Raw genomic sequence first — 15,821 nt, forward strand, 5'->3', positions numbered from 1 at the left:
CGGTCAATTGCCTTCTCATCCAAAAAAAATCCATTCACTTATTTGATTTTAACCATGGTATAATGAAGCATAATTGTAAATCTATTTAGAAATATCGTTAAAATTTATTTTTTCAAAATAAGGCGGTGGGGATGCTGAAGAGCAGGATGTTATTGTTTGGGCTCGTCAGTATGTTTATTACAATCTGTACATCCGGTTTTGCGCGAATGTCATATGGCATCTTGATGCCATTTATGAAAGACAGCTTGTCATTGACGTATAAACAGGCAGGTATGTTGGGGACCTCCACGGCACTGGGGTATTTGGGCATGGTGCTTTTCGTTGGAATCATGACTTCAAAATGGGGATCTAAACGCCTCATTATTATCGGTACGTTTTTTGTCGCTGCCGGTCTTATGTATTTATATGTAGTCAATGATTTCCTCACGTCTTTAATCGGGATGGTTGTTTTGGGCGTTGGCACGGCTTTTGTATATACGCCGATGATAAATCTTCTTGTTGGCTGGTTTCCACAAAACAGGGGTGTGATGATCGGGTTCGCCATCAGCGGGATGGGGCTGGGTACGCTTATTTCCAGTATGCTCGTACCGCATTTTACTTCTTGGTTTGCGGATGATGGCTGGCGCTATCTTTGGTTATTATTTGGCATATTGTCCATCGCCATGGGGATTATCGGCGCAAAAACATTAGAGGATGCGCCGAATTCGGAAAACCAGCGGGATACAGGGGGTGTTTCTATTGTCCAGGACGTTTATTTCCATAAAGGAGTGCTATTGGTCGGCTTCATGTATGGACTTTTAGGATTTGCCTACCTTATCCCGCAAAGTTTTTTATTCAGTTATATAATGGAGTCGGGGATGAATCGTCATTCGGCTGGACAAATTATGGCATTGGGCGGATTGATGAGTATTGTCAGCGGTCCGTTATGGGGAGCCATTTCGGATAAAATCGGACGGAAAAGAGCACTTCTTATCAACCTTTTTATTGCCGGCATTTCCATTTTAATACCGATCTTTTTACCTGTTTTAAGTTGTTTTTTCATAAGCCAGTTTCTTTGGGGACTCACATTTATCGGCATGCTGTCCCTTTCCCAAGCTCTTTCAACGGAGCAAATAGATGAATTCTATGCACCGATCGCGCTAGGATATGTAACGATATTTTTCGGTGTCGGCCAGATTCTTGGCCCGGGACTGGGCGGAATCATTATAGATCGCTTTGGGAGCATTCCCGCAGCGCTTTGGCTATGTTTTGGATTAATCGCGGCAGCTTTTTTGTTGGGGACGAGATTGGCAAAAGCCGAAATTCGCGAATGGCAAAATGTGAAAGAGCATTCATCATAAATCACTGCGTACAAACCAATTTACATCATGATGGACATTGCAATCGGCGTTATCAAGCCAAATGATGGTTTTCTTTTCTTCATGAAAGTATTATAATAACAGCATTGGATTTTTTGAAAAGAGGTTTTTATCATGAAGGCATCCATATATGGAATGACGTTCGAACAGCTGGAGACTTGGCTGGCGGATCACGGTCAAAAAAAGTTTCGGGCGCAGCAAGTCTGGGACTGGTTGTACCGAAAACGCGTCAAAAGCTTTTCTCATATGAAAAACGTGAATAAAGATTGTATCCAATTACTCGAAGAGCACTTCACCATTCAGCCGCTGAAGCTCGCACTAAAGCAAGAATCCCAGGACGGCACGATCAAATTTTTGTTTGAGCTTGAAGATGGCAATTTGATTGAAACAGTGCTGATGAGTTTTCATTACGGTCTTTCTGTTTGTGTTACGACTCAAGTCGGCTGTAATATTGGCTGCAGCTTTTGTGCAAGTGGCTTGCTGAAAAAAAGCCGGGATTTAACGAGCGGCGAAATTGTTGGGCAAATCATGAAAGTACAGGAATTTCTTGATGATAGAGGGAAAGAGGAGAGAGTCAGCCACATCGTCGTCATGGGAATTGGCGAACCATTTGACAATTACAGTAATTTGATGAAATTTTTGCGCGTTGTCAATAATCCGAAAGGGCTGGCTATCGGCGCCAGGCATATCACCGTCTCAACTAGCGGTCTTGCTCACAAAATAGTTGATTTTGCGGACGAGAATTTGCAAGTAAATCTGGCGCTTTCTCTGCATGCGCCAAACGATGCATTAAGGTCACAAATCATGAAAATTAACAGGGCTTTTCCAATTAACAAGTTAATGCAAGCACTCGATTATTTTTTGGAAAAGACGAACCGAAGGGTAACGATCGAATATATCTTATTAAAGGATGTCAATGACACTGAAAAAGAAGCGCGCGAGCTGGCTGATCTTCTCGCAAAAAGGCGGCAGCTCACATATGTAAACTTGATCCCTTACAACCCGGTTGATGAACATGGCCAGTATCAAAGAAGTGAGCCTGAAGCCATTCGCACTTTTTTCGATACTTTGAAAAAGCGGGGCATCCACTGCGGTGTTCGCATGGAACAGGGTACGGACATTGATGCCGCATGTGGACAACTTCGCAGCAAGCAATTAAAAAAGAGAAAAAATGCCATTTAATCGTTGAGGACGGAAGCAGATTACGATGCTTCGTTCTTTTTTTTGGTGTTTATGTCTCGTAAACCCGTTACTGTGTTGTTTATAATGGGGATGAGGAGGGATGGGACATGTTTGTTGCTGGTCGAAGAGAAATGCAATTGATCGATCAATATGCGATAGAAAATCTTGGTCTTCCTGGGGCGGTATTGATGGAAAACGCAGGAGCGAAGGTTGCCGAAGAGGTGAGCAGTCACTTTTCGGACAAGAAAACCAAAGTGATTATTTTGGCCGGAGCCGGAAATAATGGCGGGGATGGATTTGTCGTTGCCCGCAGGCTTTTCGACATGGGCTATGCCCCTTGTTTATGGGTGCTTGTTGATCCGTCCCGTATCAAAGGGGACGCTGGGATACATTATGATGTGTTTGTCAATAGAGGGCTGCCAATCTTCTATTTGGAGAAACATTCCATTGCTGAACTGCGAAACATGATCAAACAGGCAGATGTCATTGTCGATGCCATTCTCGGCACTGGAGCGAAGGGGGCTGTAAGGGAGCCTTTTGATCAAGTGATTTCTCTCATAAATGAACAAGCTAGTGAAAAATGGATTTTATCAATTGATATTCCTTCAGGGGTCAATAGTGATAATGGACGGGTGGAAGGAATCGCCGTCAAGGCGACGAAGACGATTACATTTGTTTGTCCCAAGAAAGGATTTTTTCTTAGGGAAGGTCCGGCATATGTGGGGGAGTGGAAGGCTGTCGATATATCCATACCTCCATTGATTGCCGAAACATTGAAATTGGAGATGCCCAAAGTAATCACCCGTTCCCTGGCAGCACTTTCATTACCCGCCAGGCCGCAAACTGGTCATAAAGGCACATTTGGCCATGTCGTTGTGATAGGGGGATCACATTCCTATATAGGGGCGCCGATTTTTACGGCGAAAGCGGCACTTCACAGTGGTGCAGGGTTGGTGACGGCAGCTGTTCCCGAAAGTGTTTACCCATTAACAGCGGCTCAACTGCCAGAAGCTTTATTTTATCCGCTTGCCAGTGAGAATGGGCATTTTTCCGCCAAAGCGATTGAAGAGCTTGCATTAAAACTGGACGAATATGATGTAGCAGCCATCGGCCCGGGAATGGGCAGATTTCAAGACGGTGAACAATGGTTGGCAGCGCTCATGGACAAGTTCAGAGAACAGCCTATCATCATTGATGCAGACGCACTGACATTGCTGCGAGACCATTTACATTTGATGACATCTTATCCGGGACAAGTAATTTTTACACCCCACCCCGGGGAAATGGCCCGTTTATTACATACATCCATAAAAGAGGTGGAAACAAACCGTTTGGAAGTGGCTAAATCTTTTGCTCAAGAACATCGTCTGTATTTGCTGTTAAAAGGCCATCGTTCCATCATTGCGACACCAGCCGGCGATCTTTACATTAATCCTTACGGACATGACGCCCTTGGTAAGGGAGGCAGTGGAGACGTTTTGACCGGTCTGATTGCTTCTTTCTTGGCACAGGGGGCTCCACCGCTCGAGGCATTGATTTCGGCAAGCTTTCTTCACGCCAGGACAGCAGAGACAAAAGGGGATACATTGTCCCATTACGGAGTCACCCCGCTGGATTTGATTGCTGGCATAAAAGAATTGCTGAATGACATGGTAAAGTTGCGATAAAACGGAATGATAGAATCTTTTTACTAATCAATTTGATCAATATGAAGGGTGTGCCGAAAATCCGGCATACCATTGACAATAATTCGGCACATTTTTATTTTCGAGAAAAGGGGAATCGAATATGTTGCTCAACTTGACAGAAACAAAAGACAAAGAGATTCTCCAGGCTATTTTAAGCACAATAGACGAAGGTATTCATGCAGTAGACGCAAACGGTGTATCGATTTTCTATAATCATGTGGCAGCCAAATTGGACGGATTGGAAGGGGAAGATATACTCGGCAAGCACTTGCTGGATGTATTTCCGTCTTTGACAGTGGAAACGAGTACTTTGTTAAAAGTGATTAAGACCGGACAGCCCATCTATAATCAACATCAATCTTATTACAATATGCGGGGTGTCCTAATCGATACAGTGAATACCACGCTGCCGATCAAGGTAAATGGAGACATTTTTGGCGCGGTGGAAATTGCAAAAGATATGACAAAAGTAAAGCGGCTATCTGAAAAACTGATCGATTTACAGGCAAAAGTCGAATCGGGAAATGGTCAGAAAAAAGCCAAACAACATGAAACAGGCGCCAAATACCGAATGACCGATATCATTACGAAAAATGGCCGTTTCAAATTGATAAAAGAGAAAGCGCTTAAAGCAGCGGCAACATCCTCTCCTATCTTAATCTACGGGGAAACCGGGACAGGAAAAGAATTGCTCGTTCAGGCGATTCATAATGCATCCCCGAGAAAATCGGCTCCATTTATTGCGCAAAATTGTGCAGCGATTCCGTCTTCGCTGCTGGAAAGTATTTTGTTTGGAACGGTAAAAGGCAGTTATACAGGGGCCGTTGATCGTCCGGGTTTGTTTGAAATAGCAGATGGCGGAACGTTGTTTCTGGATGAAATCAATTCAATGCCGCTGGATATTCAAGCAAAGTTGTTGCGTGTTCTGGAAAATGGCCTTATACGCCGGGTTGGCGGGATGAAAGAGCAGGGTGTCAATGTCCGGATTATCGCCGCGATGAATGAGCCGGCAGAGAAATGTATAGAGGAGAAAACGCTGAGGGCAGATTTATATTACCGTTTAAACGTGATACATTTGCAAATCCCGCCCCTCAGAGAAAGAAAAGAAGATATACCATTATTGGTCAACCATTTTATCGAAAAGTACAATTTTCTGTTTGGAAAACTTGTAACAGGATTATCCGATGAGGTATTAAGCTTATTTTCAACATATTCCTGGCCGGGAAATGTGCGTGAAATGCAACATGCGATTGAATCATCCATGAATATGATGGATGGTGATATCATTACGTTGGAGCATATACCACATCATATCGGAGACAATAGCGCTATGACGGAAACACCTGCTCATATCGAGCCACTCCGGGATGCGCTGCTGGAAACAGAGACTCGCTTGATCAACGAAGCGATGAAGGAAACGGGAGGAAATATCCAACAGGCGGCCAGATTGCTTCGCATTCCCCGTCAAACATTGCAGTATAAGCTGACTAAACTGAACCAATAAAAGAAACCGCCCATTTTCCGGCGGTTTCTTTTATTTTTCACTTGTTTGCGGAAATGAAATTTCTTGTTGTTTGGCTGAACGTCCCGGTACGGCAACATGTTAGCACTCCTTTCCGATATTGGCATGTAAATTGCACGTGATATGTGAGGAAAAGAAGCACTGTTTCAACAAACCTCTATTTACATAAATCATCGTTTGGAAGGAGAATTCCGCATGAGCCAACCATTGGAAATATTAGAAAACACAGTTGAAAAAGAATTGCAGCATTCAAAAGCGCCACTTTACGAAGCGCTCTGTCAATATGAAGAAAGCAAGCGAACATCTATGCACGTTCCGGGCCATAAGGACGGGCGCGTCTTTGATGAGGGAGGCTATGGCCATTTTTCAAACATATTAAAAATTGATGCAACAGAGTCAGTCGGCATAGATGATTTGCATCATCCGACAGATTTCATTGCTGATGCACAAGCTTTGGCCGCAAATGCTTTCGGAGCGGATCATACATTTTTCCTTGTCGGCGGGAGCACGATTGGCAATATCGGGACAGCACTCACTTTATGCAGTCCGGGAGATCAAATACTCGTACAGCGCAATATGCACAAGTCTGTTTTTCACGGTCTGTTATTAGCAGGAGCGCGTCCCATTTATATAGCACCGGCCATTGAGCCGACCACCAAGGCAGCCATGGTGTCGGATGTGTATTATATAGAAGAGGCATTAAAGAAAAATCCCCATGTCAAAGCAGTTTGGGTAACAAATCCAAACTACTACGGTATGAGCCAAAACATTTCAGGATTAGCGGAGACATGTCATAAAGCAGGTGTTCCGCTCATTGTGGATGAAGCACATGGCGCTCACTTCGGACACGCTGATGAAGTACCGCCCTCAGCACTGGCGCAAGGCGCCGATGTTGTCGTCCAATCGACCCACAAAATGCTGACTGCGATGACAATGGCTTCGATGCTGCATGTGCGAGGCAACCGGGTATCGCGGGAAAGGTTGGCCCAAGTGTTGGGCATGATCCAATCAACAAGTCCTTCTTATCCGTTGCTTGCTTCTTTGGATCTAGCTCGAAGATACTTGGTGGAAAAAGGAAGGAAGCAATTAACAGAGACGGTGGCACGATTGGAAAAAAGACGTATCCGTCTGGCAACCGAGCTTCAATCTTTGAATATATGGGAAGGAAGCCAGGAAGTTCAATATAGGGATCCTTTAAAATGGATTATCTCCTGCAAAAATGAAACCGTCACCGGCTATCAGTTACTTGATATGTTTTATGAGGAAGGGGCAACGGCTGAAATCAGCGATCCCCGCAATATAGTCTTTTTGTTTTCGATCAATGAAAAAGAAGAGGATATTGACAGGGTTGTCAAAGCCGTCCAATCAATAGATGCCAAGCTGAAAGAAACTCCCGGCCAAAAGCAGGAACAAAAAGACATAGTCATGTTTGCGGAAGAGGGGTCAGTATACAAGCCCCACGTTTCACTGCAGGATGCTTTCCATAAGCCGCGGCATAAAGTGAGTCTGGAAAAGGCAGTCGGTTCGCTTTGCGGGGAGACGGTGTTGCCGTATCCGCCAGGAATTCCCTTGCTGACACCCGGGGAAGAAATTACAAAGAGCCATGTGGCTACTATACGGCAGTTGCATGAAATGGGCGCTTATTTCCAAAGCCCGTCTGATGATACAATGCAAACTTTATATGTCATCAAATAAAAAACGATATGGCCATAACTTTTAATATGGTTGTGGCCATGAAAAGTTCATCCAGATTCAGCCATAAAAGGAGGAAATATAGCACATGCCAAGTACCGCCAAATCAACCATCGTCATCACAGCTGAGGAGAATGTTCAACAAGCGCCACAGGAATTAAAGCGTGATTTAAAGTCGAGACACTTGACGATGATCGCTCTTGGAGGCACAATCGGAACAGGCCTTTTTCTTGCCAGCGGAACCGCCATCCATACAGCCGGCCCAGCAGGAGCCCTCACCGCATACGCCGCCATCGGATTAATGGTCTATTTTGTAATGGTAAGTCTCGCTGAAATGTCAGCATACTTGCCTGTTGCCGGTTCTTTTAGTACATATGCGACACGATTTGTTGATCCTGCGCTCGGTTTTGCCCTTGGATGGAATTATTGGTATAACTGGGCAATTACAATTGCCTCGGAGCTTGCAGCCGTCACCTTAATCATGAAGTTCTGGTTTCCTGAAAGCCCTTCCATTGTTTGGAGCGCGCTTTTTCTGGGGATCATCTTTCTATTGAATTATTTGTCTGTAAAAGGGTTTGGAGAGTCGGAATATTGGTTTTCGATGATCAAAGTGGTCACGGTCATCGTATTTTTAGTCATTGGCGTACTGATGATTTTTGGAATTATTGGAGGAGAGTACGTCGGATTTAAAAACTTTTCAGTGGGTGAAGGGCCGTTTAATGGCGGCTTTATGACAATACTCGGCATCTTTATGGCCGCAGGTTACTCTTTTCAGGGAACCGAGCTTTTTGGGGTCGCTGCCGGTGAAACAAAAGATCCCGGCAAATCCATTCCGAAAGCGGTTAGATCCGTGTTTTGGAGAATTCTGCTTTTCTATATATTTGCCATTCTTGTTATCAGCCTTCTGATTCCTTACACGACAGAAAGCCTTGCGAGCGAGGATGTCACCGTGAGTCCCTTTACACTTGTATTCGACCAGGCGGGTGTCGCTTTTGCCGCTTCTGTGATGAATGCGATTATTTTGACTGCCGTCATGTCGGCGGGAAGTTCCGGCTTATATGCATCGACAAGAATGTTATGGGATTTGGCCAAAGAAGGGAAAGCACCTAAATTTTTGGGAAAACTGGACCATCGCGGGGTTCCGGTCCGGGCATTGATCGCCACATCCCTCGTCGGGACGCTGGCATTCCTCGCTTCTTTCTTCGGTGACGGAGCTGTGTACATTTGGCTTTTAAATGCCTCGGGCATGTCCGGATTCATCGCCTGGGTCGGCATCGCCATTAGCCATTACCGCTTTCGCAAAGCCTTTATAGCGCAAGGCCGCAATTTGGCGGAGCTGCCATACCGCGCGAAATGGTTCCCGTTCGGCCCCATTTTTGCATTCGTTTTGTGCATCATTGTCATTTTGGGACAAAATTATAGCGCTTTCACACAAGGTCAGATTGATTGGAATGGCGCCATTATTTCCTATATCGGCCTGCCTTTGTTTATTGCTGTATGGCTCGGGTACAAGTTTGTCAAGAAAACACAAGTAGTTCCTCTTAAACAATGTGATTTCAGTACTGAAAAAAAATAAGCGAGTATGTGCTTTTTAATATAGAAAAGAGGTGACAAAAGCTCGAAAGATCGACTAATTGACCCTCTGTCCATCGAAGTATCAATCTGTTTTGATTTTGAGCTATCCCATTGTGTGAACACAATCCCCCGTTTGATCACCTTTTTCACGGGCATCTTTCGTATTTATCACCCGCGATGGATGCCTGTTTTTTGATTTTTCCCTTTTATCTCCCATCCTTCGTCCAGATTTTATCATCAGGCAAGCTAACACAGCATAATCATTCCACTATGGGGACTTTACTTGCTTTTGAAATCATGTTTTTGACTTTCTTTTAGGAATGATTTTAGACAAACCGCGATGATTCGTACAAGCAAACGTTATCATTTTTTAAAATTTACAATCTTCAGTAGGAAAAAAGAAAATAAACTCGAATTAATAAAAAAGATAGGCACAAAACAAAATGAGGAGGAAACGTGATGGACACGGCCGGTATTCAAAATGTCGTTGAAAACAGTTTACTTATTCAGCCACGGGAAGAAAAAATCCGTCGAACAGCAGATGGAAGCCAAGAAACGTTTGGTATGATCTTGGAAAAGTCCAAAAAAGATCCAGAAAAGTTTTGGGAAGAAGTTGCTGAACAATTATTCTGGTATCAACGATGGGAAGAAACGATATCCGGGGATCTTCCTGACTTTTCTTTTTTTAAAGGCGGGATCAGCAACGCCAGCGTGAATTTGTTGGACCGTCATATAGACAATGGATCAGGAAATAAAACAGCCATTATTTGGGAAGGTGAAAATGGAGATTCACAATTTTATACGTACAATATGCTCCTTGCCGAAGTAAACCGATTTGCAAACGCTCTCAAATCGTTTGGTGTACGAAAGGGGGATGCTGTAGCCATTTATCTCCCTAATCTGGCTGAAGCATTCATTGCGGTATTGGCTTGCTTCAGGCTCGGGGCTGTATACAACTCTATTTTCTCAGGTTTTTCTGAAAGAGCGTTAAAAGACCGGTTAATCAACTATGAGCCGAAAATAGTGGTAACGGCCGATGCGAGCTATCGCCGCGGAAGAATCATTCCGTTGAAAGAAAAAGTAGATCGTGTGATCGATTCCATTCCTTCAGTAACGAATGTGCTTGTTGTAAATCGGTTGAATACAAATCCAAATATGAAAGAAGAACGCGATGTCTGGTGGCATGATATTCGTAAAACCGTTAGTATTGAATGTGAACCCGAACGTGTGGAAGCAAATGAACCAGGAATTGTTTTTTACACGAGCGGAACAACAGGAAAACCGAAAGGGGTCGTTCACTCGGGGATCGCATTTGTCGTCCAAAACTATATTTATGCGAAATACCATATGGACTTCCAACGGGATGACGTATTCTGGTGTTCGGCAGATATCGGCTGGCTGACGATGCATATTTGGGGCATTGCGGGAGCGCTTGCGAATGGGGTGACGACTGTCATTTATGAGGGCGCACCGGACTATCCTGAAAAAGACCGCATTTACCAAATAATTGACAAATACCGGGTAACGAAGTTATTTACAGCTCCAACTGCTCTTCGCATGTTGAAAAGTTTGGGAGAAAAAGCGATCGAGCCGCATCATCTTGATTGTCTGGATGTCATTTCTCTGGTGGGAGAACCGTTTGATCCCGAAACATGGAATTGGACATATGAAGTGCTGGGGAAAAAGAAAGTATATGTCAATAATACGTGGGGCCAAACGGAAACGGCGGGAACCCCTTTGGCCGGCGCCGCATGGTTAACTCCAATGAAACCGGGTTCAGCGGGGGTGGAATTTCTTGGAATCCATATGGATGTCGTTGATCATGAAGGCAAACCGGTACCTCCGATGACCCTTGGAAATCTTGTTATCCGGACGCCATTCCCAATGCTTTGCCGTACCCTTTGGAAAGAACCGGAAAGATATTACCGTACCTACTACAGTCAAGTGGAAGGGGCTTATTTTGCCAGCGATATTGCTTTAAAAGATAAAGATGGGCATTTCTGGGTCGTGGGGCGTTCTGATGATGCCTTTAATGTTGCGGGTCACCGCCTCAGCACCATGGAGATGGAGAGCGCTGTCTTGGAAACGCCTGGAGTAGCGGAGGCCGCTGTCATCGGTGTTCCGGACCCTATAAAAGGAGAAGTTCCTTTCATATTTGTAAGGGTGTCGGAACAAGCAGACGATGAGGAGAAAATCAAAAAGAAAATTTCGGATGCTATTATTGAAAATATCGGGAAAATCGCCCAGCCAAAACAAGTGATTATTACGGAGTCATTGCCGAAAACGGTCAGCGGCAAAATCATGCGTCGCTTATTAAAAGAGATTGTATTAAAAGGTGACGTCGCCGGAGACATCACCGGGCTTGAAGATCCGGATACAGTTGCACATATTAAAACGATCATGTCGGAAGATCAAGTCATGAAATAAAACGTTCACAAGAAGACTCGGCTGTGGCCGCCGGGTTTTCTATTTTTTCACCAAGGAGGAGAAGTAATGATTGCATTGAAAGATATTGAAGAAGCAAGAGAAAGAATTGCGCATGTCGTCAAGCGGACCCCCGTCCTGAATTCCAATACATTATCGAAAAAAATCGGGAATGACTTGTTTTTAAAATGTGAGCATTTGCAAAAAACCGGTTCGTTTAAAATTCGGGGCGCTTCCAATCTAGTGATCAAAGAATCCGAACATCATGTAAAACATGTATTGGCTGCTTCTTCTGGCAATCACGGACAGGCGGTTGCTTATATTGCCAATGTGTTGGGAATTCGCTCAACAATCGTTGTTCCCAAAGATATTGCCCGTTGCAAGGAAGCAGCTATTGAGGCGTACAATGGAATAATTGACCATTGCGGTACTACATCAGGAGAAAGAATTGACCGTGCCCAATCCATATGTAAAGAAAGCGGAGCAACTTTCATCCCTCCTTATGACCACCCGTACATCATGGCAGGTCAGGGAACAGCCGGATTGGAAATCTTGGATCAGCTTGACAACATTGATGAAGTATATGTCCCGATTGGTGGAGGCGGTCTCATTTCCGGTGTCGCAACGGCCTTGAAGGAATCAAATCCAAGAATCCGTGTTATAGGTGTAGAGCCGGCGCTCGCAGATGATACCTATCAATCCTTTCAAGAAGGAAAAAGAATAAACATTGGTTCCACCACGACAATCGCAGACGGATTACGCGCTTCCATTCCGGGAGAGTTAACTTTCCCAATTGTGCAGCGCTATGTCGATGACATTGTATTGGTTGAAGAAAACGAGATCAAAGAAGCATTTACGAGTGTTTTTACGCTCATGAAACAGGTCATTGAACCATCAGGCGCAGTGTCAATTGCAGGGGTATTGAAAAGAAAGGCGGAGGGGAAAAGAGTTGTTGCTCTTGTGTCGGGAGGGAATGTGGACACCACGGTCGTTCCATCGCTATTTACTGATTGTTTGCTAAGCAGAGGATAAATGTTGATTGAATGTTCAGTTGAAGGTAAAGGTGTCTGACAAAAAAGAGCGGGAATGAAATTCCTCATAAGTTATTGACTCCTGACACTGACTGCTTCACCATACGACATGTTGGAATAAACCCCAAACTGATGGAAGAATTTGAGAAAAGAACGAAGTTGAGCTGATGAATGCGGCAAAAAGCATGACCGGTTACTGCTCGGGATGTATGTTTCAACTTGCGTACTCATATAAGCGTGACGGTGTAGCCATTTTTATACCTTATTCAATCCAGTACTCTATCAACTTTTGTTTATATCCGGAAAAAGCCAACGGGCATGTCCAAAAAATCAATTACAGGTAGTGGATGAAGAGGAAATGGAACTCTTCCTATTGGCTGCCGCTCATAAACAAAGCATGGAAGCTCGGGTATCTCTTGTCTGTATGGTAAATAGATTCCTAAAAGGGAAAAGAAGGAGAAGTATTCATGGACCGGACGGCTATTTTTATTAGTTCTGTTGCCCAAGATTCACTGACTCCCATAAGAAATTCTGTATTTGAAGAAATCCGCCATATGGGGCATGAGCCTATACGATTTGAGGATTCTATGAGATATATACATGAAGATTCTGTTCAGACTTGTTTAGAGTATGTTTCTAAAAGTGACATATTTCTTCTTTTTATCGCGGATAAAGCCGGCACTATGTTAGAGGATGAAGAAAAAACAATCACACATCTTGAGTTTTTGCGGGCATATCACGAAAAGAAGCGTTTAATTGTTTATGTATTTGATGAAGTGTTAACCACATATTTTCAACAAATTCGTCCTCAAATATTGAAAGCTCTTGAACGCTATGTACAAGAACATCATCAAGCACCTGATTCCGTGTTACGTGTAATAGAACAGTATTTGGATGTTCAATCTTTCAATGTTGAGGCTTATGTTTGGTATTTTTTATACGATGCTGAACAAAAAGGGGTGTATTTTGAAAGATGTGCCATTGGTACTGAAATGGTTTCTAATATGAAAGCCTATTTTTCTTCTTTATTTAAAGAAAGCATCCAATTGTTAAATATTCGTCCAGAAATTGAACAAAGTATTGAATACGTCCAAGTGTATGGTGATTACTATGAAAATTCCCTGGAACTCATCAGTTTACTGGATAATGGGCGAATCACGGATTGGAGGCGCTTTCTGACTATCTTGCGCTCTCAGATGACGGGGTTTGAGCTATTTACGAGAAAAACGAAATATCATCAAGAATCCATAGGTGCCATTATGGATTCAAATGCTGTAACAGTATATGAAAAAACGAATAACGACATGATCTGCATAGAATATGATGGAATAGCTACTCCTGAAAGCTTTTCTTTGGATGATTGTTCCTCCTATGTTGTACAAACGTACCATGATAAACTGAATAATGAAAAACTCTACTATTCAGTGGAGGAAAAGACATGTTATTTTCTATTTAAAGCGGGGTCTTATATTTTTTGCTTTCATCTGCCATTATTGGGCGGATGGGATCAATACAAACTCCAAACTTATCAAGATGACATCCTCAATGCTATACTGGAAGCGAAAGGATATGCTTATTGCTATTTTGTAAAAAAACTATTGGGGGGTTTGGCCATTGAAGGATAAAGAAGACGTCATTTTAATCGCCTCCGCACCCAAAGAATATGGAAAAAAAGTGGTAACAAATCGGTTGAACAAAATGAAACAGGATCGGGCCAACTTAAAAAAGAAATTATCTACTATTAAGGCATTTTCGCGTAATGTTCAGTCAAAGGATGTATGACTGTCCATAGAACACTTTTAATAGGGGGAATCTGCAGCAGGGTGATTGCTTACTGGCGGACGTGCCCGCGGCAACTGTGGTTAAGAGCATTGATGGCTAATTTGGATGTTTTTAAAAAAATCCGTTTTTGACATGACAGTTGAACGGAAAAGTCAAAATCGAAAAAAAAGAAAATGCCTATGACAATATCAAGAACAACTTGTCGTCAAGGGGGTTATAGCCGACTTGGATGATCGGTAACAGATTAATCTCATTATAAAAAACAGATCCGTTTTCCATTGATAGGCTCTTTCTCATAAGGTTGATTTTGCCAACGCATGTGTTTTTTGTCATTTTTACAATATTCAAGTCGAAAAATTGGCGTGATAGATGTATAATTATTATTTGTAGCAAGCATAAATTCCCAAAAGGAGGATGACTTTATCTGATGGAGTGGACGTTGGCTGGTTTGTTTGCTGTATCTGCGTTGTTGCTTATCATATCTTTTTCTTCTTCTCGCAAAGCGTCACAAGCCCGGCAAGAAGAAATTGATATGCTTCACATAACGAACATGAACGAAATAAATGAATTGCGGGACATGATTCAAAACATCGAGCATGACATTGAGATTGTGATCAACAAAGCAGGAATACAGCTTTCTTCAGAAGAAAGGGAAACTTTGCGTACAGTACTCAATTTGTATAAACGCAAATATTCGATTGAAAGCATAGCTCAAAAAACACGTATGACGGAAAACGAGATTAAGCAGATACTTGCTCCCTACATAACAGCTAATAGTGAAAGGAGAAAGGTTGCAAATGAAACTTAACCGACTGAGCAGCTTTGCAGCCGGCATTTTTCTGGCTACCGCCATTTCCAGTGCTGCCTACTTCACTATTGGAACGGAGGCATCAAAAGCTCCAGCTCAAACAAAGGAAGACAAATCGGATTCCGCCAGCAAGCCTTCTGATGAAAAAATGAAGGCTGAACTTGAATCTTCAGGCTATGTGGTACAAACGACCGAAGAATATAATAAAAGTTTGCAAAAAGCGAAAAAAGCAGCGCAAGAGGAAATAGCATCCAATGAACCGCAAAAAGAAGTCGTTAATGAAGTGATTATCAACGTAACCGATGGCATGACAAGCATCGATGTCGGCAGAATGCTGGAACAGGCAAAAATTGTTGAGAACGCCTTTCAATTCACGAAAGAGGTTGAGAAAAAAGGAGTGGAAAATCGCTTGCGTCCCGGCACATATAAGATTACGAGTGAAATGACGCCTGATCAGGTGATTTCCACCATTTTTAAAGAGTGACTTGCCCTTTGTAAAAAACCGATTTTCCTATTTGTAGGGAAAATCGGTTTTTCCATTTCATGAGTTCTAGAGCTTGACGAACAACATGTTATTTTGTTTGAGTCCAAAAGCGATAGGGCATTTTTCTCAAATTTTTTACGGTTATATCGTTTAAGCCAATCAAAACACTCATGGGACGTGGCGGATCAAGATGGGGGCAGTGTCATGGTCGGACAGATGACCGGCCCATTTGATTGGGAAACGATAAAACATCCTAAACCAATCAGCATGAATGC

The 15,821-nt window shown here is 43.2% G+C and carries 12 protein-coding genes; all 12 read left to right on the plus strand.

Going from position 1 to position 15,821, the window contains the following annotated elements; genetic code table 11:
• Positions 1 to 131 precede the first annotated feature (131 nt).
• The 12 genes from JOC94_RS18535 (at position 132) to JOC94_RS18590 (ending at position 15,546) form a co-directional block, all read left to right on the plus strand.
• Positions 132 to 1,340 carry a YbfB/YjiJ family MFS transporter gene (locus JOC94_RS18535; RefSeq protein ID WP_077113471.1) on the plus strand — a complete coding sequence of 403 codons (1,209 nt, stop codon included), beginning with the start codon at positions 132 to 134 and terminating at the stop codon, positions 1,338 to 1,340.
• Between the two features lie 132 nt (positions 1,341 to 1,472).
• Complete coding sequence (gene rlmN, locus JOC94_RS18540; RefSeq protein WP_171974006.1) at positions 1,473 to 2,540, plus strand: 23S rRNA (adenine(2503)-C(2))-methyltransferase RlmN; 1,068 nt, start codon at positions 1,473 to 1,475, stop codon at positions 2,538 to 2,540.
• A 107-nt stretch (positions 2,541 to 2,647) separates the two neighbouring features.
• Positions 2,648 to 4,207: a bifunctional ADP-dependent NAD(P)H-hydrate dehydratase/NAD(P)H-hydrate epimerase gene (locus JOC94_RS18545; RefSeq protein ID WP_077113469.1), complete on the plus strand. Its 1,560-nt coding sequence runs from the start codon at positions 2,648 to 2,650 to the stop codon at positions 4,205 to 4,207.
• Between the two features lie 121 nt (positions 4,208 to 4,328).
• Positions 4,329 to 5,732 (plus strand): sigma-54 interaction domain-containing protein, encoded by a 1,404-nt coding sequence (locus JOC94_RS18550; RefSeq protein WP_077113468.1) that lies wholly within the window; start codon positions 4,329 to 4,331, stop codon positions 5,730 to 5,732.
• 213 nt (positions 5,733 to 5,945) lie between these two features.
• Entirely contained in the window at positions 5,946 to 7,445 is a 1,500-nt protein-coding gene (locus tag JOC94_RS18555) for an aminotransferase class I/II-fold pyridoxal phosphate-dependent enzyme (RefSeq protein ID WP_077113467.1), read from the plus strand.
• An 85-nt stretch (positions 7,446 to 7,530) separates the two neighbouring features.
• Complete coding sequence (locus JOC94_RS18560; protein WP_083717680.1) at positions 7,531 to 9,018, plus strand: amino acid permease; 1,488 nt, start codon at positions 7,531 to 7,533, stop codon at positions 9,016 to 9,018.
• 458 nt (positions 9,019 to 9,476) lie between these two features.
• Positions 9,477 to 11,444 (plus strand): acetate--CoA ligase, encoded by a 1,968-nt coding sequence (acs, locus tag JOC94_RS18565; RefSeq protein WP_077113466.1) that lies wholly within the window; start codon positions 9,477 to 9,479, stop codon positions 11,442 to 11,444.
• A 66-nt stretch (positions 11,445 to 11,510) separates the two neighbouring features.
• Positions 11,511 to 12,473: a threonine ammonia-lyase gene (locus JOC94_RS18570; RefSeq protein ID WP_077113465.1), complete on the plus strand. Its 963-nt coding sequence runs from the start codon at positions 11,511 to 11,513 to the stop codon at positions 12,471 to 12,473.
• A 466-nt stretch (positions 12,474 to 12,939) separates the two neighbouring features.
• A complete protein-coding gene (locus JOC94_RS18575; RefSeq protein WP_077113464.1) occupies positions 12,940 to 14,097 on the plus strand; it encodes a DUF4062 domain-containing protein in 1,158 nt (385 codons plus the stop codon).
• Positions 14,087 to 14,254: a hypothetical protein gene (locus tag JOC94_RS18580; RefSeq protein WP_171974005.1), complete on the plus strand. Its 168-nt coding sequence runs from the start codon at positions 14,087 to 14,089 to the stop codon at positions 14,252 to 14,254. The genes JOC94_RS18575 and JOC94_RS18580 overlap by 11 nt, the downstream gene beginning before the upstream one ends.
• A 427-nt stretch (positions 14,255 to 14,681) precedes the next feature.
• Positions 14,682 to 15,062 carry a hypothetical protein gene (locus JOC94_RS18585; RefSeq protein WP_077113463.1) on the plus strand — a complete coding sequence of 127 codons (381 nt, stop codon included), beginning with the start codon at positions 14,682 to 14,684 and terminating at the stop codon, positions 15,060 to 15,062.
• Positions 15,052 to 15,546, plus strand: a complete 495-nt coding sequence (locus tag JOC94_RS18590) for an endolytic transglycosylase MltG (protein WP_077113462.1) — start codon at positions 15,052 to 15,054, stop codon at positions 15,544 to 15,546. Before JOC94_RS18585 ends, JOC94_RS18590 begins: the two co-directional genes overlap by 11 nt.
• Positions 15,547 to 15,821 lie beyond the last annotated feature (275 nt).

The organism is Siminovitchia thermophila (assembly GCF_016909185.1).
GTDB classification, from domain to species: Bacteria; Bacillota; Bacilli; order Bacillales; family Bacillaceae_C; genus Siminovitchia; species Siminovitchia thermophila.